Genomic DNA, 19,598 nt, shown 5'->3' with positions numbered 1-19,598 from the left:
TCAGCCTTCTGCTGTGCGGAAAAACGCCGCCTTGCGCAAGGCGGTGAATTCAGGAGGCACGATACCGGCCACCTGAAGGTCAAGCGTGTCGCCCGCCTCCCCATCATGGAGGATGGACCATTTCAGTTCGCCCTGCTCGTAACATTCCACGCGACTGACATGCTCGCCTTCGTGGACGTCGCATGCGATCAGCATCCCATGAAGCGACAGGGCCTGACGCATGACGGCAGGCGGATTGCCAAGATTGTTGTAGCGGCAGACGATCCATTGGTCCGGCAGTTGCGCCATCGTAAAGTCAAATTGTCCGTGGGCATCCACATTGCCTGTATCACGCATACCAAGCGCCGACAGCAGACCTGCCTTATCAACACCGCAAAACGAATAATAGGAAAAATTATATTCCACCTGACCATATCCCCTTTTCTTCAGGCGATATTGGTCGTGCAGCATGTCATAACAACAGCCATGCGAAAATAATTTTCCAATTACATTAACTATGATGATTTTTGGAAAGCAAGCTGTTGATAAACAAGAGCCAAAGCCTGATTACATCACCTTTCGGGCAATCGGCGGGGCGGCATTCCCTGATGTCCTTGCAGGCCGGGCTTTATCAACAGCCTTTATGATGCCACCTGGTTATCTGGCGCATCTGATCCAGCCCCCCTGCTGTTCATCCCATCCCCGCAGGGGGCTGTCCTGCGGGGCGAAGACGATCTATGTCCGCAGGCTTACGGGCACAGACAGGCCGGCATGATCGGGAATGTCCCAGACTTCGCGCAAAACCCTTACGACACGGAATCCCGCCCGGATATAATTGGGAAGCGCCCGGGGATGGTCGGCGGAACAGGTATTGACCCGCAATGCGGCGGGACGTTGCCCCCATGCCGTGCGGATGGCCGCATGCAGGAAGGACAGCCCAACCCCACGCCCGATCCATTGGGGCAGAAGCCCGAAATAGGCCAGGTTGATATCAGGGCATTGCCGTCCGTCGAGTTCGAAGAACCCGGCAACCTCCCCATGCTCACGCAGGATATAGACACCCACCGCCGGGTCATCCAGTACCCGCGCCAACTGGGTATCCGCCATCACACGCCGCAACCACCAGCAGTAATCCTGCCCGATGCGGTTATACAGATCGCGGTACAGCGATACGGCGGGATGAACCTCCCGCCGTATCTCATAACCATCAGGCAATGCAGGCACGGGACCGGGGGGCTGACGATCCATACACAGGAACGTCACATCCACCGCCACCCGCGTCATCGCATCCCCCACGTCGCGTTCTGTGATGCGATCAGTTATCGTCAAGGAAAGAGCGAAGCTTGCGGCTGCGGCTGGGGTGCTTGAGCTTGCGCAGGGCCTTGGCCTCGATCTGGCGGATACGTTCGCGGGTCACATTGAACTGCTGGCCCACCTCCTCCAGCGTATGGTCGGTGTTCATGCCGATGCCAAAACGCATGCGCAGGACACGTTCCTCTCGTGGGGTCAGGGAGGACAGCACCCGTGTCGTCGCTTCACGCAGGTTCGTCTGGATCGCCGCATCCAGCGGGATGACCGCCGTCTTATCCTCGATGAAGTCACCAAGGTGGCTGTCTTCCTCGTCCCCGATGGGGGTTTCAAGGGAGATGGGCTCCTTGGCGATCTTGAGCACCTTGCGCACTTTTTCAAGCGGCATGCCCAGCTTTTCCGCCAGCTCTTCCGGTGCAGGCTCGCGCCCGATTTCATGCAGCATCTGGCGTGATGTACGCACCAGCTTGTTGATCGTCTCGATCATATGGACCGGAATACGGATCGTGCGCGCCTGATCGGCGATGGAACGCGTGATCGCCTGACGGATCCACCAGGTCGCATAGGTGGAGAACTTGTAGCCACGGCGATATTCGAATTTATCCACCGCCTTCATCAGGCCGATATTACCTTCCTGAATCAGGTCAAGGAACTGCAACCCGCGATTGGTGTATTTCTTGGCAATCGAAATCACCAGACGCAGGTTCGCCTCGATCATTTCCTTCTTGGCCCGCGCGGAATCACGCTCGCCCCGCGACACGGTGGCATAGACGCGTCGGAATTCCCCGACAGGCAACCCCGTTTCCTGCGTCAGTTCCGCCACCTGCCCACGCAGGCGGATGACCGTTTCCATATGCTTGGCGACAAAGTTCTTCCACGCCTTGCCCGGCAGGGCCGAGACGACATCCACCCAGCCCGGGTCAAGTTCGCGCCCGCGATATTTCAGCAAGAAATCCTCGCGCGAGACCTTGGTGCTTTCGGCAAGACGCAGCATCCGCCCTTCCAGCCCGTTAAGGCGCTGGAAGATGGCTTTCAGATGCTCCACCAGCACCTCGATGCGGGTGTTATGCAGATGGACCTGCTGCACCTTGCCCACCAGTTCGCAGCGCAACTGCTCATACGCGGCCTCCGCCTCGGCAGAGATTTCACCGCCGGATGTCAACTTTTCAAGGCGCGTGGCCTGAAGTTCGTGCAGGCGGGCATACAGGGCCTCCACCTCCTCGAACTGTTCCAGGATCTCGGGCTTGAGCTTCTCTTCCAGCGCGGAAAGCGACAGGCCGGCCCCCTCGCCTTCGCCCTCGCCTTCCTCGGACTCCTCGTTATCGGTCGCGGAGTCGAAGCTGTCCTCGGACGCGGGCTCCTCGCCTTCTTCCGTTTCCTCGCCGGGGCCGGCATTGCCGGACTGCATCGCCTCAAGGTCAACGATGTCACGCAGCAGCATTTCCCCGGCCTTGAGCCGTTCATGCCACGAGATGATGGCGCGGAACGTCAGCGGGCTTTCGCACAGGCCGCCAATCATTTCATCGCGCCCGGCCTCGATCCGCTTGGCGATCGCGATCTCCCCCTCGCGGGAGAGGAGTTCGACCGACCCCATTTCGCGCAGGTACATGCGCACCGGGTCATCGGTCCGGCCAAGGTTTTCGCTATCGACGTTGCCTGCGGCCGGTTCTTCGCTGTCGCCCTCGGCAGGCTCCTCGCTCTTGGCTTCGGGCTCGGCCGCGGCGTCATCGGACTCGCTGTCGTTGTCTTCATTTTCGACAACCTGCATGCCCATCTCCGACAGGGCCGCCATGACGTCCTCGATCTGTTCGGACGACATCTGGTCCTGCGGCAGGACGGCATTCAGTTCGTCAAAGGTGATATAGCCCCGTTCCTTGCCACGCGCGATCAGCCTTTTGACGGCTCCGGACTGCGTATCCAGCAAGGTGGTGTCGTTGTCCTGATCACCCGAAGCTGCATCCGTTCCCGCGGCTGTCTTTGTCGCCATGCCCGATCAATCCCTACCCAGCAAATCTGTGGCCCGCCCGACCCGGGCGGAAACATCAAGGCTCCCCACATCGGGGGAACAGTGTCGCGTCCGCTGTTCCCGTTACACCGCGCATACGGCGAAAACAGGAATACGGCCATTATATCGCATACAGTTCTTTCGACAGGTGCAGGTGGTCGATTCACCCCCCGAAGTCAAGGGGCACGCCCTGATTTCCGCAAAAACACCGTCTCTTCATTGCGTATCGGGAATATCCCCGCCCCGCCGCAGCGACTCCAGCGTCAGCAGCCGGACACGCAGGCTTTCCCACTGTCGTTCATCAATCGGGCCTGTACTCATCCGCTCGGTATCAAGGCGGATATCGGCGGCGAAACGCTCCACATTCAAAAGCGCGTAAAAATGCCACCACTCCTGCCGTATATCCATCACCATCAGATCATCGCGTTCCTGCGCCGACAGTGGCAGGGGGTGCGATGACAGCACGCGTTCGCGCATGTCCGACAGGTTCGCCTCCCCTATGCGCGCACCTAACGCCTCCAGCAGCGCGGACGCATCGGCATTGCCATCCCCATCCGCCAGCATGTCGAGCATAACGGCCCGTAACGCCGACAGTTCAGGTGGCATGTCCAGGCGACAATATGCGTCCTGCACCTCCTCCAGCACCTCGGGATGACGCAGCAGAATGGCGGTCAGGATACGCATGCGCTCCATCGCCACCGATTGCGCATCAAGGTCCGGCGCCACCGGCAACACCCCCGCCAGCGATCGCGCCGCAGGCGCCGCGCCCTGCCCGCGCCCGCCACGGCCCGACATGGCGGGACGACGGCGGAAGGTGGCGAAAAAACGGTCCAGCAGGGTGGAGCGGTATTCCGAGGCCAGGGACTTGTCCGGGATCAGGCCCGCAGCCTCCACCAGGCGCTGGCGCAGGGCCGCGCGCTGCTCCGGGCCGGGATCGCGCGTGCCCTCGCTCAGCAATCCGAACAGGACTTCGCTCAGCGGTCGCGCGCCTTCCACCAGCGCGGCCATCGCCGCCGTGCCGCGCTGACGCAACAGGCTGTCGGGGTCTTCCCCCTCCGGCAGGGTGCAAAAGCGCAGGGTCCGTTCGACATTGAGCAGTGGCAGCGCCGTTTCCGCCGCCTTCACCGCTGCGCGCTGCCCTGCGGCATCGCCATCGAAACACAGCACCGGCGCGGACGACACCTGCCACAGCGCCTCCATCTGCTCCGACGTCAGCGCCGTGCCCAGGGGGGCAACCGCACCGGCAAAGCCCGCCTGATGCAGGGCGATGACATCCATATACCCCTCCACCACCAGCAGTTCGGGGGCCGGGGCCACATGCCCCCCGCCACGGGGCGCCCGCACCGCGGCACGGGCGCGGTCAAGGCCGAACAGGACGCGACGCTTGGAAAAAATCGCGGTTTCCGGGCCGTTGAGGTATTTGGGCTGCCCATCGCCAAGGATACGCCCGCCAAAGGACACCAGCCGCCCGCGCCGGTCATGGATGGGAAACGTCACGCGGTTGAAGAACAGCTCGCCTTTCGGCTGCCCATGTTCATCCACGCGCATCAGGCCTGCCTGCGCCAGCAGGGGCGCCGTGATGTCCTGCGCCGCAAGCTCCGCCACCAGCCCCCCGCGCCCGTCACCGGACCAGCCCAGGCCAAACGCCGCAATCGTCTCGTCCGTCAGGCCACGACCACGCAGATAGGCCAGCCCCTCGCGTCCCTCGTTCCGGTGCAGGCGCAACCGCCAGGCCTGCTGCACCGCCTCCAGCACGTCACCCAGCGTGCGCGCCTCGCGCTGGGCCTCGCGCTGGGTGCGATCCATGCGCGGCATCTCCAGCCCGGCCGCGGTGGCAAGTTCCTCCACCGCCTCAGGGAAGGAACGGCCCTCGCTTTGCATGACAAAGGAGATCACATCGCCATGCACCCCACAGCCGAAGCAGTGGAAATGATCGTCATAGACATAGAATGATGGCGTCTTTTCCCCGTGGAAGGGGCAGCATGCCTTCCAGTTCCGGCCCGAACGCACGAGCTTCGTGCGCCGCCCGATCACCGATGTGATCGGGGTGCGCGCACGCAGTTCATCAAGGAACGCGGGGTCGAACGCCATGGATGGCTATGCCTTCAGCGTGCGGACAGCACGGACTTGACCACCGAACTTGCGATCGCGGCATCAAGCGCACTGCCGAACTGCGTCTTCAGCGCCGCCATGACACGGCCCATATCCTTCATGGAGGTCGCATCCGTGCGTTCGATCGCCTCACGCGCGGCCGCCTCGATCGTCGCTTCGTCAAGGTCGGCGGGCAGATAGGTACGGATCAGCGCGATTTCCGCCTCTTCCTTTTCCGCAAGCTCGGGGCGACCGCCCTGCAGGTACATCGCCGCGGATTCCGTGCGTGACTTGACCATGCCCCGCAATGCGCCGATCACGGCATCATCGCTTACCTGGTCTTCGCCTTTCGCACGCCCGGCGATATCGAGGTCTTTCAGCTTTGCCGTAATCATGCGGATCGTGCCGACACGTTCGCTCTGCCCTGCCTTCATGGCGGTCTTGAGGTCTTCGGTGAAACGTGCGCGCAAGGACATTGTTCAAACTCCTGTTGATGATGGGGGACACGGGAACAGCCGCCCCTTGCGGGAATGTTTTTCCCACTCCCTTCGGAACGAAATGGGGCGGAATTTTCTTCCCATCCCCTTCGTCCGCTGATAGGGAATAGACCCGGAAGGGACAATCATCCAGATGCCGATGCCAATAGAAGATATCATAAAACGCCTTGGTGGCCCCGAACAGGCTGCGCGCCTGACGGGCGTCAGCACCGAGGCCGTGCGCAAATGGCGACAGGCCCGCGCCATCCCGCCAAAGCACTGGACCGTTGTGCTGCGTGAAACCGGGCTGTCCCTGTCCGACCTGCAACCCGCCACAGAATCCGACAGACCGGAGCCCCCCATGACCGCGCCCTCCCCGACCATCCCGGCCGAGCGCCCCCCCGCCGCGACCGCCGCCCTGATCCTGGCCGATGGCACCGTCCTGTGGGGACGCGGCTTTGGCGCGCATGGCGAAGCCGCGTCCGCAATCGGGGAAATCTGCTTCTCCACCGGCATGACGGGCTATCAGGAAACCCTGACGGACCCGTCCTTTGCGGGGCAGGTCATCACCTTCACCTTCCCCCATATCGGCAATGTCGGCACCACGCCCGAAGATGACGAGGCCGCACGCATCGCCGCGCGCGCCCTGGTGGTCAAGGAAGACCTGACCGCGCCTGCGAACTGGCGTTCGGCGGAATCGCTTGATGCCTGGCTGAAGGCACGCGCCATCCCGGGCATCTGCGGCATCGACACCCGCGCGATCACACGCCGCATCCGTGATGACGGCCCGCAAACGGCCATCGTCGCCTATCCCGCCGACGGCAACATCGACATTGCCGCCCTGCAGGCGCAGGCCCGCGCATGGCCGGGGCTGGAGGGCATGGACCTGGCCCGCGAAGTCACCTGCACGCAGGCCTATGCCTGGGACGAAGGTGTGTGGCAGTGGCCGCACGGCACCACGCCCCTGCCCGCAAAGCGCCGCCGCGTCGTCGCCGTCGATTACGGGGCAAAGCGCAACATCCTGCGCTGCCTGTCCTCTGCCGGGTGCGAGGTCATCGTCGTGCCCGCCACCGCCACGGCCGACGACATCCTGTCGCACGACCCGGCGGGCGTGTTCCTGTCCAATGGCCCGGGCGACCCGGCGGCCACCGCGTCCTATGCCGTCCCGGCAATCCGCGGCGTGCTTGACGCGGGCAAGCCGGTGTTCGGCATCTGCCTTGGTCATCAGCTGCTTGCCCTGACGCTGGGGGCAAAGACCTATAAGCTGGAGCGTGGGCATCGCGGCGCAAACCAGCCCGTCAAGGACCTCGCGACGGGCAAGGTGGAAATCACCAGCCAGAACCACGGTTTCGCGGTCGATGACAAATCCCTGCCCGCGGGCGTGCGCGCAACGCATATCAGCCTGTTCGATGGATCGAACGAAGGTATCGCCTCCGACCGCCATCCCGCGTTTTCGGTGCAGTACCATCCCGAATCCAGCCCTGGCCCATCGGACAGCCGTTACCTGTTCGACCGTTTCGTCGCCCTGATCGACTCCCTTTCCCACACCGCCTGAAAGCCGTATCGACATGCCCAAACGGACAGATATCAGCTCCATCCTGATTATCGGCGCAGGCCCGATCGTGATCGGCCAGGCGTGCGAATTCGACTATTCCGGCGCGCAGGCCTGCAAGGCGCTGAAGGAAGAGGGTTATCGCGTCATCCTCGTCAATTCCAACCCGGCGACGATCATGACCGATCCGGGCCTTGCGGATGCGACCTATATCGAACCGATCACCCCGGAATTCGTCGAACGCATCATCGCGCGTGAAAAGCCCGACGCCATCTTGCCGACCATGGGCGGGCAGACCGCGCTGAACACTGCCATGGCGCTCGACAAGTCAGGCTTCCTCAAGACGCATAATGTCGAGCTGATCGGCGCGAATGCCGAGGTGATCGACCGTGCCGAGGACCGGCAGAAATTCCGCGAGGCCATGGACGCCATCGGCATCGAAAGCCCACGCAGCGTCATCGCCCATACCCTGGCCGAAGCGCGTGAAGCCCTGAAGCAGGTGGGCCTGCCGTCGGTCATCCGCCCGTCCTTTACCATGGGCGGTTCGGGCGGGGGCATCGCCTATAACCGCGAGGAATTCGACCGCATCGTCACCTCCGGCCTTGATGCGTCCCCCACGACCGAGGTGCTGATCGAGGAATCCGTCCTCGGCTGGAAAGAATACGAGATGGAGGTCGTGCGCGACACGGCCGACAACTGCATCATCATCTGCTCCATCGAAAATATCGACCCGATGGGCGTGCATACGGGCGATTCCATCACCGTGGCCCCGGCGCTGACGCTGACGGACAAGGAATATCAGCGCATGCGCGACGCCTCGCTGGCGTGCCTGCGCAAGATCGGGGTGGAAACCGGCGGGTCGAACGTGCAGTTCGGCATCAATCCCGCCGATGGCCGCATGGTCGTGATCGAGATGAACCCCCGCGTCTCGCGCTCTTCCGCGCTGGCGTCCAAGGCAACGGGCTTCCCCATCGCCAAGATCGCGGCGAAGCTTGCGGTGGGCTATACGCTCGACGAACTTGCCAACGATATCACCGGCGGCAGCACCCCGGCCTCGTTCGAGCCGACGATTGATTACGTCGTCGTCAAGATCCCCCGTTTCACGTTCGAAAAATTCCCCGGCACCCCGGCCCTGCTGTCCACAAGCATGAAGTCCGTGGGCGAGGCGATGGCCATTGGCCGCTCCTTCCCCGAAGCGATGCAAAAGGGCCTGCGTTCGATGGAAATCGGGCTTGCCGGCCTCGACCCCGTGGACGCGCCGGGCGATGGCGGGCCGGACGCCTTCCGCGCCGCCCTGTCGCAGCCGCGCCCCGAACGCATCCTGATGGCGGCGCAGGCCCTGCGCGCGGGCCTGAGTGTCGAAGACATCCACGATGCCTGCAAGTTCGAACCATGGTTCCTGCGTGAACTGCAAAAAATCATCGCAGCCGAACATGCCATCGTGCGTGATGGCCTGCCGCGTGACGCAGACCGGATGCGTGCGCTTAAAAGCCTTGGTTTCTCTGACGTGCAGCTCGGTCGGCTGTCGGGCACGTCGGCGGCAGAAATCCTCGAACTGCGCACGCGCCTGGGCGTAAATCCGGTTTACAAGCGGATCGACACCTGCGCGGGCGAGTTCGCGTCCCCCACGCCGTATATGTATTCCACATACGAAGGGGGCTTTGGCACGCCTGAATGCGAAAGCGACCCGACCGACCGCCGCAAGATCGTCATCCTTGGCGGTGGCCCCAACCGCATCGGACAGGGGATCGAATTCGATTATTGCTGTGTGCATGCGGCCTATGCCCTGCGCGAAGCAGGGTTCGAGACCATCATGGTCAACTGTAACCCCGAAACCGTATCCACCGATTACGACACGTCCGACCGGCTGTATTTCGAACCCCTGACGGCCGAGGACGTGATTGCCCTGATCCGTCGCGAACAGGAAAATGGCACGGTCCTGGGCTGCATCGTGCAATATGGTGGCCAGACGCCGCTGAAGCTGTCGCATGCGCTGGAGATGGCGGGCATCGCGCTGCTTGGCACGCCTGCTGATGCGATCGACAGGGCGGAGGACCGCGAACGTTTCCAGGCGATGCTGCACAAGGTTGGCCTGCGCCAGCCCGAAAACGGCATCGCGCGCTCCCCGACCGAGGCCGAGGACGTGGCTGACCGGATCGGGTACCCCGTCGTGGTACGCCCCTCCTACGTGCTTGGCGGACGGGCGATGGAAATCGTGCATGACCGCGCCAGCCTGCAACGCTACATGCGCGTCGCCCTCCAGCTTGCGGGGCATGACGTGGCGTCCGGGCCGGTCCTGATCGACCGTTACCTCAATGACGCGATCGAGGCCGATGTGGACTGCATCGCCGATGGCACCGATGTCTATGTCGCCGGTGTGATGGAACATATCGAGGAAGCAGGCATCCATTCGGGTGACAGTGCGTGTTCGCTGCCGCCCTATACCCTGTCGCCCGCCATCGTCACCGAACTGAAGGCACAGACGGAGGCCATGGCACGCGAACTGGGCATTGTCGGGCTGATGAACGTGCAGTACGCGATCAAGGGCCACGACATCTTCGTGCTGGAGGTCAATCCCCGCGCGTCGCGCACCGTGCCATTCGTCGCCAAGGCCACGGGCGTGCCCGTCGCCAAGATCGGCGCGCGCGTCATGGCGGGTGCCCGCCTGTCGGAATTCCGCCTTGATGACCAGGCGGTGGCCCCGCATGTCGCGGTGAAGGAAGCGGTGTTCCCGTTCAACCGTTTCCCTGATGTCGATACGATCCTCGGGCCGGAAATGCGCTCCACCGGGGAGGTCATGGGCCTTGATGCCTCCTTCGAGCGTGCGTTCGCCAAGTCGCAGCTTGCCGCCGGTGTGCGCCTGCCCCTGTCGGGGGAAGTGTTCGTGTCGGTGCGCGACAGTGACAAGGCCGCCGTCAAATCGCTGGGCCGTCGCCTGGCGGATATGGGGTTCAATGTGGTCGCGACACGCGGCACCGCCCAATGCCTGCGCGAAGCCGGGGTGGAGGTGCGCGTGATCAACAAGGTGCTGGAGGGACGTCCCAACTGCGTCGATGCGATCCGTTCGGGCGAAATCCAGATGGTCATCAACACCGCACAGGGCGCGCAGGCGGTGGCCGACAGCTTTGACATCCGCCGTTCCGCCCTGACGCATGGCATCCCGCATTACACCACCATCGCGGGCGCACGGGCCGCAACCTATGCGATTGCCGCGATGCGTGATGGAGTTCTTGAAGTCGCGCCACTTCAATCCTATTTTAAAGGATCGTACTGAACGCCATGCATGCCCCTGCCATCCCGTCGGCCCACGGCCGTGCGGGTGGCGGGGGTCGTTTCATGCGGGCGTCCGCCATGACCACACCATCCGTCAGCCTCTAACGCTGACATTCACCCCCGGGGATACACCTTGCAGAAATTTCCGATGACAGGCCCAGGCCTGCAACGGCTCGAAGATGAACTTCGCAAGCTCAAGAGTGAAGAACGCCCGGCCATCATACGGGCCATCGCCGAGGCACGCAGCCACGGCGACCTGTCGGAAAATGCCGAATACCACGCGGCACGCGAACGCCAGTCCTTTACCGAAGGCCGTATCCTCGAACTTGAGGAAATCGTCTCCTCGGCAGAGGTGATCGACCCTGCATCCCTGTCCGGCGACCAGGTGAAATTCGGCGCGCGCGTTCACCTTGTGGACGAGGAAACCGACAAGGAAGCGACGTACCAGATCGTTGGCGTGTATGAAGCCGACATCAAGCAGGGGCTGCTTTCGGTTTCCTCACCGCTGGCCAAGTCACTGATCGGCAAGAGCGTGGGCGACACCGTGTCCGTTCCCGCCCCCGGCGGCGACCGCACTTATGAAATACTGGCCGTCACGTACGGCTGAGGCGAAAAACGTGATCACATTCGACGATATCCGCGCCGCCGCACGGCGGATCGAGGGACGCGTCCTGCGCACCCCGACCCTTCCGTCGCAGGCGCTTTCGCGGGCGACGGGCGCGGAGATCGTGCTCAAACTCGACAACCTGCAGGCCGTGGGCTCCTTCAAGGAACGCGGCGCGGCCAACAAGCTCGCACTCCTTGACGAGAGCGAGCGCAGGCGTGGCGTGATCACGGTATCCGCCGGAAACCATGCACAGGGCGTGGCGCGACACGCATCCCTGCTGGGGATCGACGCGGTGATCGTCATGCCGCGCTTCACCCCGGTGGCCAAGGTCACGCGCACCGCCGCGTGGGGCGCGCGCGTTGTCCTGCATGGCGACAATTTCGCCGAAGCAACAGCACACGCCAATGAACTGTGCGAACGTGAAGGCCGGGTGTTCGTCCATCCCTATGACGACCCGGAGGTCATGGCCGGACAGGGCACCTTTGCGCTGGAACTTCTTGAAGATGCCGGCGAACTTGAAAGCTTCGTGTGCCCTATCGGCGGTGGCGGGCTGCTGTCGGGCTGTGCGGTCACGGCGTGCGCACTGCGTCCGGGTATGGACATCATCGGCGTGCAGGTGGAAAATTATTCCTCGCTCTCCGGCTTTCCCGGCGATGAGGTGCTTCCCCCCGGTGGCCCGACCATTGCCGAGGGGATAGCGGTGCTCAAGGTCGGGCGGCAACCGCTGGAGGTGTTGCGCGAACACGTTTCCACCGTGTTGACGGTCCGGGAAAGCGCAATTGAAACCGCGATCACCCTGATGGCCGAAGGCGCCAAGCAGGTAAGCGAGGGCGCGGGCGCCACCGCGCTGGCCGCCGTGCTGACCTATCCCGAACTGTTCCGGGGCAAGCGGGTCGCGCTGCCGATCACGGGTGGCAATATCGACAGCCGCATCCTTGCCAACACATTGCTGCGCTCTCTCCTGCGCGATGGGCGGCTTTTGTGCCTGAAAATGGAGATTCCCGACCGTCCGGGCGTGCTGGCCGATATTTCGCGCAGGATTGGTGATGCGGGCGGCAACATCATCGAGGTCTCGCACCAGCGCCTGTTCACGACGCCAAGCGTGCAGGCAGCCGAACTGGAGGTCATGATCGAGGCCCGCGACCCCGAACATTCCCGCGCGCTGGAAGCCGAATTATCAAAAACCTATATCGTGCGCCGCGCCTGAACGATTGCGAACAGACCAAGGTTTTTTTGAATGCCGCCCCGCCACCTTGGCAAGGGCGGCATTTTTTTTGAAACAGCAGGACCTTGCCCCCCACAGGAACGCCCCCCATACGAGGTCGTTTAAAAAGTCAGGATCAATGACATCCTGAAATTATAAAGGTTTTTTGTAAGTTTTTCGTAAAAGCTTCAGAAGACGCCGCCTTTTTGAAAAAAGGCGGCACCCAAAAACTTTTCTTTTTTAGCAATGAGTTGTTTTCAAACAATCTCTCAGGCCAATAAAAATGTCGGTGCAGCTTTGAGACTGTTTGAAAAGGTAAGTCCGATAAAATATTGAAATCATAAAAGTTTTTGGTGAAGCTTTTTTCCAAAAAGCTTCGAAAGACATTACCTTTTTCGATTGAGAGGCAACACCAGAAATCTTTTTCTATTATTTATCAACGGGGTCTTTCAAACGGTTTGCAGAGACTTTTTGACAGCCGCCCAATGCGCCAGCCCCCTCCTGTCATGTCGGGACAGGTTATGTTGGAACAGGGGCCGGGCATCGTTTCTTATTTCGTACCGAACAGGCGATCCCCTGCATCCCCCAGGCCCGGCCGGATATAGCCATGATCGTCAAGTTCGCGGTCGATTGCGCATGTGACGATCCGCACATCGGGATGTGCCGCGCGCAGGCAGGCGATACCCTGTGGTGCGGCAAGCAGGCAGACAAACACGATCGTATCCGCCCCCGCCTGTTTCAGGCGCGCAATGGCGGCGGCGGCACTATGGCCCGTCGCCAGCATCGGGTCGACCACGATGCAGACACGCCGCCCGATATCATCAGGCAGCTTGAGGTAATATTCCACCGGCTCCAGCGTATCGGGATCGCGGAACAGGCCGATATGACCGATACGCGCCGATGGCACGAGGTCGAGCATCCCATCCAGTATCCCGTTCCCCGCCCGCAGGATGGAGACAAGACAGAGTTTCTTGCCCGCAAGGCGGGGTGCCTGCATGCGCTCCAGCGGGGTTTCGATTTCCACGTCCTCCAGCGGCAGGTCGCGCATCGCCTCATACCCCAGCAGGACGCTGAGTTCGCGCGCCAGGGTGCGGAACTCCCCCGTCGAAGTCCGTACGTCACGCATCAGCGTCAGTTTGTGCTGCGCCAGCGGGTGCGTGACGATTACGATTCCGGGATCATGTGCGAAATCCGTCATGCCCCCACCCCACCATCACGCGCAACGAATTGCAGTACGATGCCGTTCATGCAGTAACGCAGCCCGGTGGGCGGCGGCCCGTCGGGAAAGACATGGCCCAGATGGCCATTGCACCGCGAGCAATGAACCTCTGTCCGGGTCATGCCATGGCTGGTGTCGGTGGTCGTTGCAACCGCGCCGGGCAATGACTGCATAAAGGAGGGCCAGCCGCTGCCGCTGTCATACTTGGCCGTTGAGGAAAAAAGCGGCGCACCACATCCCGCACAGCGATATTCACCGGGACGTTTTTCATCGTTCAGCGGGCTGGAACCCGGCCGTTCGGTCCCGTGTTCACGCAGGACACGCACCTGTTCCGGGGTCAGGCCACCACAGCCTCCCGGGCTGCGCTGTGTCTGGTCCATCGTCATTTTCCTTTCATAATGCCATCGGCAGGCATTCCGCACGGAAGTCATTTAGGGCATTATGGGCGACAAAATAAGGGAGAGGAACAACCCATGCCCACCCATGCACCCACCCACAGCCCCCGCCGTCCCGTCATGCTGGCGATCCTCGACGGTTTCGGCTGGCGCGATGATACGGCAGACAACGCCGTCGCCGCAGCCGACACCCCGACCTTCGACCGGCTGTGGGGCCACGACCCGCACGCGTTCCTGCGCACATGTGGGGAGGATGTCGGCCTGCCGGAAGGACAGATGGGCAATTCTGAGGTCGGGCACCTCAATATCGGTGCGGGCCGCGTCGTTATGCAGGAACTGCCACGCATCAGCGCCGCCCTGCGCGATGGCAGCGCGGCACAGGCACCGGTCATGCGCGATTTCCTTGCCGCGCTGAAGAAAAGCGGTGGCACCTGCCACCTGATGGGCCTGGTGTCCAACGGGGGAGTGCATTCGCATCAGGATCACGCCATCGCACTGGCGAAGATCATCTGTGCGGAAGGGATTCCCGTCGCACTGCATATCTTCAGCGACGGGCGCGACACCGCCCCGCATTCGGGCCGCGATTATGTGGCGTACCTGTTGCGCAACCTGCCGCCCCTTGCGCATGTCGCCAGCATTTCGGGCCGGTATTACGCCATGGACCGTGACCGGCGGTGGGACCGCGTGCAAAAGGTCTATGACGTCATCACCGCAGCCCACGGACCGCACGCCGCCAGCGCCGATGCGGTGTTGGAAGCGTCCTATGCCAAAGGTACCACGGACGAGTTCATCGAGCCCACCGTCATTGGCGATTATCAGGGCATGAAGGATGGCGACGGGATCGTATCATTCAACTTCCGCGCCGATCGCATCCGTCAGTTGCTCGACGCGCTGCTTGAACAGGGGTTTGAGGGGTTCCACCGCAAACGCGTCATCCACTTCGCCGCCGTCCTTGGCATGACGCATTATTCCGACCGGCTGGCGCAGCTGATTTCCATCCTGTTCCCCCCCCAGGAACTGCGCGACCTGCTGGGCGATGTGGTGTCGGCCGCAGGGCGCAGGCAGCTTCGCATGGCAGAGACGGAAAAATATCCCCACGTCACCTATTTCCTCAATGGCGGGCGCGAGGCGGAACTGCCTGGCGAAGACCGGATCATGGTTCCCTCCCCCAAGGTCGCGACCTATGACCTGCAACCCGAAATGTCGGCCCCCGAACTGACACAACGCGCGGTGGAGGCGATCGACAGCGGCGAATACGACCTGATCGTCCTGAATTTCGCCAATCCCGACATGGTGGGCCATACCGGTGTGCTGGCTGCCGCCATCAAGGCGGTGGAGGCCGTGGACACCGGCCTTGGCCGCATCGTAGCGGCCATCGACCGCGCGGGTGGTGCGCTGCTGGTCACGGCGGACCACGGTAACGCCGAAACCATGTTCGACCCGGAAACACAGGGGCCACACACGGCCCATACCCTCAACGTCGTACCGGTGGTGCTGCATGGGGTGGCGGGCGCGCATGTGCATGACGGTCGGCTGGCGGACCTTGCGCCCACGCTGCTTGAACTGATGGGCCTGACGCAGCCGGCGGCGATGACGGGACGATCCCTGATGGATGGGCCCACGCCATCCTGACGGGTCCGCTTTACGCCATCACGCTGCGTCGCGGCGCCTGCATGGGGGTAATGTGGCTTGCCATCGCGCAGGCCACCATGCCTGCCTCCATCGCGGCCCCGTTGGCATCCCATACGCCCCATACGCCATCCCGGTCCCATGCGGGCGCCAGTGCGGCACCCCAGGGGCATGAGACCCAGACCATCCGTCGCCAGATCGAGAATGCCCGCGCGGAACGCGCGGCGCTGCTGGCACGTGAAAAACAGCAGGGCGCGGAAATGCAGGCCCGCGTGAAGGCCCAGCACGACGCCGAGGCACAGGCCCAGCGTGACGCCGCGCGTGCCACCGAACTGTCTGCCGCCACCGTGGACGCCACGGCGCGCCTGCAACGTACGGAGCAGGATACGGCCGACCTCGACAGCAGGATCGCCGCCCTGCACACCGAACAGGACACCCTGCGCCACGCCCTGGCGCAGGAGGTCGCGGCAATGACGCCCCTGCTGCCGGTGGTCGAACGCCTTTCCCTCTATCCCGCCGACACGCTGCTGGCGGTGCCGCTGCCTGCTGATCGCGCGGTAACGGGGCTGCTGGTCATGCGTGGGTTGATGACACGCATTGCCCAACAGGCACAACAGATCCATGACCGTCGCGCCCGCCTGACGCAGCTTGATACCGAACTGGCGCAGCAGAAGGGGCGCATGGCGCAGTTGCTGGCACAGCAAGAAAGCCAGCGCGACAGTGTCAACCGCTCCGCCCATGCGGCATTGGAGGCGCAAAAGCAGTCCAATGCCGCCGTACGCAACGCAACCCAGCAGGTGGAGGATGCCGCCCGCCGGGCATCGAGCGTACAGGACGCCATCAGCCGCATCGAAGAGGTGGAACGTACGGCGCAGGCCAACCTTGAACGTGCGGCACAAGAAGCCGAGCGCGCCCACCGCACGCAGGAAGCCGAGGCCACACGCGCCCGTGCCCGCGCGCTTGCCGCCGGTCCCGGCCCGGGCGTCAACACGACACGTCCCGGGGGCGCGGGGGCGCCCGTGCCCGGCAACATCGTCACAGGTTGGGGCCAATCCACCGAAAGTGGCCCGGCCAGCGGCGTGACCTATGCCCCGCCATCGCGTGCGACGGTGCGCGCACCATGCAGCGGGCGAATCGATTTCGCAGGCCCCTTCCGCTCCTACGGACAGATGATGATCCTCAACTGCGGACAGCATTACCGCTTTGTCCTTGCCGGAATCGGGGACATGGCCGTCGCCCCCGGCCAACAGATCGTCAAGGGCGCACCGGTGGGACAGATGCCCGCATGGTCGGGCACGCAGGCGCGCCCCACCCTGTTTGTACAGTTGCGGCGCGGCGGCAGCACCGTTAACCCCGCGCCCTATCTGTAGAATTGGTTTACACGGTTTCCGTGTGCGCCAAGTTCGGTATAAGATGTGCGACCGACGACGGACGATGATCGCTCCCCCCTGTATGGGGCAGATCACCATATGCAGGCCAGAAGCCGATGCGCGGATGGCCATTCAGGAGACGACGACGCATGAAGTTCCGTAATGGCCTGCTGCTTGGTTGCGCCTTTCTTGCTGGCATCGCGGCAGGTCCACAGATCGCCTTTCATTCGGGCGGGCGGTGGCTTGACCTGACATCCATCGCCCATGCGGACAGCCCGTCACCCAAGGATAATTCCCCGCACGAAATCGAACAGCTTATGTTCCTGTTCGGCTATGTGCTGGAAAAAGTGAAGGCAAACTACGTCGAACCCGTCTCCACGCGCGACCTGATCACCAATGCGCTCAATGGCATGCTCAGCGGGCTGGACCCGCACAGTTCCTACATGACGGAAAAACAGTTTTCCGACCTGCAGGTCCAGACAAAGGGCACGTTCGGTGGCCTCGGGCTGGAGGTGCAGGGCGAAGACGGGCATGTGCGCGTCGTCTCCCCCGTGGACAACACGCCCGCGGCCCGGGCAGGTATCCGGCCGGGTGACTTCATCGTCGCCATCGACGGCAAGAACATCGACGGGCAGCCGCTCGATCAGGTCGTCACCCGCATGCGTGGCAAACCCGATACGCGCATTACCCTGACGCTGATCCGTGAAAAGACGCCCAAACCGATCATCGTGACCCTGACGCGCGCGATCATACCGCTGCAGGTCATCAAGTCGGCGCTGTATGAATCCACCGGCTATATCCGCATTGCCCAGTTCAATGAGGAAACGCAGCGCGGATTGGTGGATGCCTACAAAAAGCTGCAGGCCCAGACACATGGCAAGCTTAATGGCCTGATCATCGACCTGCGTTCCGACCCTGGCGGGCTGCTGACGCAGGCCATCGACGTTGGCGGCGATTTCATCAAGAATGGCGAAATCGTCTCCACCCGTGCGCGCCACCCGCAGGACAGCCAGCGCTGGGATGCCCATAACGTGGACATCACCAACGGACTGCCGATCGTGGTTCTGATCAATGGTGGCTCTGCTTCCGCCAGTGAAATCGTCGCCGGTGCGCTGCAGGACCATCACCGCGCCGTGCTGGTGGGGGAAAAGACGTTCGGCAAGGGATCAGTGCAAACCATCCTGCCGATCCCCGGTGAAGGGGCGATCCGCCTGACCACCGCGCGCTATTACACGCCGTCCGGCCGCTCCATCCAGGGGTTGGGCATCATGCCCGATATCGTGGTCAAGGAAAGCCGCGACGATGACAGCTACAGCATCCGCGAGGCGGACCTGGCGCATATCATCAAGAACAGCGGTGGCAACACGGCGCAGGCCCCGACCCGCACCGACCTGCCCGCCATCGCCAAGACCCTGCCGCATGAACCACCCGCCGGGTGGCCCGATTACGATCCGACCAAGCCGACGACCGACTTTCAGTTGCAAGAGGGCCTGAAGGTCGTTCATGCGATGGCTGGCCTGCCGGTTACACCCGATACCACCAAGGCCAATGCGGCAGCACCCACCACGGTCAACACCCCGACGACACAGGCCAAACCCGGCGCCAAAGCGGCACCTGCGGAACAGCAGGCACCGGTCACGCCTGCGGCCCCCGCCACGGCCCCAACCACGCCAGCAGCACCCACGCCAGCAGCACCGGCAACGCCCTCCGCCCCTGTTGCACCGGCCACGCCGCCTGCCACACCTTCCGTGCCCGCACATCCATGAGCATCAATAAATCCGACCTGCCCTATCGTCCCAATGTGGGGGCCATGCTGTTCAACGCACGGGGCGAAGTGCTGATGGCGCGTCGCACCGACATGCCCGGCGCAGGTGGTCCCGTTACAGAGGGTGTATGGCAATGTCCGCAGGGGGGCATTGATGACGGTGAAACCCCACGACAGGCGGTGATGCGCGAACTGATGGAAGAAATCGGTACCGATCACGCCACCATTATTGGCGAATATCCGCAGTGGATCAGCTATGACCTGCCCGATCACCTGATTGGCAAGGCACTTGGCGGTCGATTCCGGGGACAGACACAGAAATGGTTTGCCCTGCGCTTTGCAGGACACGATGGCGATATACGCCTCGACACGCATCTGCCGGCCGAATTCGACATGTGGCAATGGGTGCCTGCTTGCGACATGTCACGGCTTAATGTCGGTTTCAAACGGTCGGTCTATGATCAGGTCATGCAGGAATTCAGCCGTTTCGCCAAACCGGCTGGGGCATAGGTCCTGTGGAACAGACCTGCGGGAAAACCATATAAGCTTTCAGGCAGTTTTTTAAAAACTGCCTGTCTTTGGCGCTGTTTTTGCAAACATCCCTTAGAGATTGTTTGAAAACAACGCATTGATAAAAAATAAGGACAGTTTTTGGGTGCCGCCTTTTTTCAAAAAGGCGGCGTCTTCTGAAGCTTTTTAGAAAAAGCTTCATCAAAAACCTTTAT

The 19,598-nt window shown here is 62.6% G+C and carries 15 protein-coding genes; 8 read left to right on the top strand and 7 right to left on the bottom strand.

Annotated features, from left to right (window positions below; translation table 11 throughout):
• The 5 genes from FYB92_RS06640 to FYB92_RS06620 all read right to left on the bottom strand — a co-directional run bounded on the left by FYB92_RS06640 (nucleotide 1) and on the right by FYB92_RS06620 (nucleotide 5,859).
• Nucleotides 1-450: a hypothetical protein gene (locus FYB92_RS06640; RefSeq protein ID WP_332828378.1), complete on the bottom strand. Its 450-nt coding sequence runs from the start codon at nucleotides 448-450 to the stop codon at nucleotides 1-3.
• Between the two features lie 264 nt (nucleotides 451-714).
• On the bottom strand, nucleotides 715-1,263 hold the full coding sequence (locus tag FYB92_RS06635) for a GNAT family N-acetyltransferase (RefSeq protein WP_075596066.1): 549 nt from the start codon (nucleotides 1,261-1,263) through the stop codon (nucleotides 715-717).
• 31 nt (nucleotides 1,264-1,294) lie between these two features.
• Nucleotides 1,295-3,274: an RNA polymerase sigma factor RpoD gene (gene rpoD, locus FYB92_RS06630; RefSeq protein WP_003620998.1), complete on the bottom strand. Its 1,980-nt coding sequence runs from the start codon at nucleotides 3,272-3,274 to the stop codon at nucleotides 1,295-1,297.
• A gap of 234 nt (nucleotides 3,275-3,508) precedes the next feature.
• Complete coding sequence (gene dnaG / locus FYB92_RS06625) at nucleotides 3,509-5,383, bottom strand: DNA primase (RefSeq protein ID WP_332828377.1); 1,875 nt, start codon at nucleotides 5,381-5,383, stop codon at nucleotides 3,509-3,511.
• A 14-nt stretch (nucleotides 5,384-5,397) separates the two neighbouring features.
• Nucleotides 5,398-5,859, bottom strand: a complete 462-nt coding sequence (locus FYB92_RS06620) for a GatB/YqeY domain-containing protein (RefSeq protein ID WP_062809131.1) — start codon at nucleotides 5,857-5,859, stop codon at nucleotides 5,398-5,400.
• 154 nt (nucleotides 5,860-6,013) lie between these two features.
• On the opposite strand from FYB92_RS06620, the gene carA reads away from it, so the two are divergent.
• The 4 genes from carA (at nucleotide 6,014) to FYB92_RS06600 (ending at nucleotide 12,498) form a co-directional block, all read left to right on the top strand.
• Entirely contained in the window at nucleotides 6,014-7,414 is a 1,401-nt protein-coding gene (gene carA, locus FYB92_RS06615; protein WP_332828376.1) for a glutamine-hydrolyzing carbamoyl-phosphate synthase small subunit, read from the top strand.
• 13 nt (nucleotides 7,415-7,427) lie between these two features.
• Nucleotides 7,428-10,685, top strand: a complete 3,258-nt coding sequence (gene carB / locus FYB92_RS06610; protein ID WP_062809133.1) for a carbamoyl-phosphate synthase large subunit — start codon at nucleotides 7,428-7,430, stop codon at nucleotides 10,683-10,685.
• 132 nt (nucleotides 10,686-10,817) lie between these two features.
• A complete protein-coding gene (gene greA / locus FYB92_RS06605; RefSeq protein ID WP_003621009.1) occupies nucleotides 10,818-11,291 on the top strand; it encodes a transcription elongation factor GreA in 474 nt (157 codons plus the stop codon).
• A 10-nt stretch (nucleotides 11,292-11,301) separates the two neighbouring features.
• Nucleotides 11,302-12,498, top strand: a complete 1,197-nt coding sequence (locus tag FYB92_RS06600) for a threonine ammonia-lyase (RefSeq protein ID WP_003621010.1) — start codon at nucleotides 11,302-11,304, stop codon at nucleotides 12,496-12,498.
• Between the two features lie 547 nt (nucleotides 12,499-13,045).
• On the opposite strand, the gene upp is transcribed toward FYB92_RS06600, so the two are convergent.
• Nucleotides 13,046-13,693: a uracil phosphoribosyltransferase gene (upp, locus tag FYB92_RS06595; protein ID WP_003621011.1), complete on the bottom strand. Its 648-nt coding sequence runs from the start codon at nucleotides 13,691-13,693 to the stop codon at nucleotides 13,046-13,048.
• Nucleotides 13,690-14,100, bottom strand: coding sequence for a peptide-methionine (R)-S-oxide reductase MsrB (gene msrB, locus FYB92_RS06590; RefSeq protein ID WP_332828375.1), 411 nt, complete (start codon nucleotides 14,098-14,100; stop codon nucleotides 13,690-13,692). Before msrB ends, upp begins: the two co-directional genes overlap by 4 nt.
• Nucleotides 14,101-14,187: 87 nt before the next feature.
• Here msrB and gpmI point away from each other — a divergent pair, with 87 nt between their 5' ends.
• The 4 genes from gpmI to FYB92_RS06570 all read left to right on the top strand — a co-directional run bounded on the left by gpmI (nucleotide 14,188) and on the right by FYB92_RS06570 (nucleotide 19,383).
• Nucleotides 14,188-15,741, top strand: coding sequence for a 2,3-bisphosphoglycerate-independent phosphoglycerate mutase (gpmI, locus tag FYB92_RS06585; protein ID WP_332828374.1), 1,554 nt, complete (start codon nucleotides 14,188-14,190; stop codon nucleotides 15,739-15,741).
• Between the two features lie 41 nt (nucleotides 15,742-15,782).
• Nucleotides 15,783-17,108 carry a peptidoglycan DD-metalloendopeptidase family protein gene (locus tag FYB92_RS06580; RefSeq protein WP_332828373.1) on the top strand — a complete coding sequence of 442 codons (1,326 nt, stop codon included), beginning with the start codon at nucleotides 15,783-15,785 and terminating at the stop codon, nucleotides 17,106-17,108.
• 149 nt (nucleotides 17,109-17,257) lie between these two features.
• Nucleotides 17,258-18,874: a S41 family peptidase gene (locus FYB92_RS06575; protein WP_281649463.1), complete on the top strand. Its 1,617-nt coding sequence runs from the start codon at nucleotides 17,258-17,260 to the stop codon at nucleotides 18,872-18,874.
• Nucleotides 18,871-19,383 carry an RNA pyrophosphohydrolase gene (locus tag FYB92_RS06570; protein WP_075596061.1) on the top strand — a complete coding sequence of 171 codons (513 nt, stop codon included), beginning with the start codon at nucleotides 18,871-18,873 and terminating at the stop codon, nucleotides 19,381-19,383. The genes FYB92_RS06575 and FYB92_RS06570 overlap by 4 nt, the downstream gene beginning before the upstream one ends.
• Nucleotides 19,384-19,598 lie beyond the last annotated feature (215 nt).

Origin of the sequence: Novacetimonas sp. GS1 (assembly GCF_036686925.1) — a bacterium.
Lineage (GTDB): Bacteria > Pseudomonadota > Alphaproteobacteria > Acetobacterales > Acetobacteraceae > Novacetimonas > Novacetimonas hansenii.
Note: the sequence above shows the minus strand (reverse complement) of the source record. Positions and strands in the feature narration are given on the sequence as shown.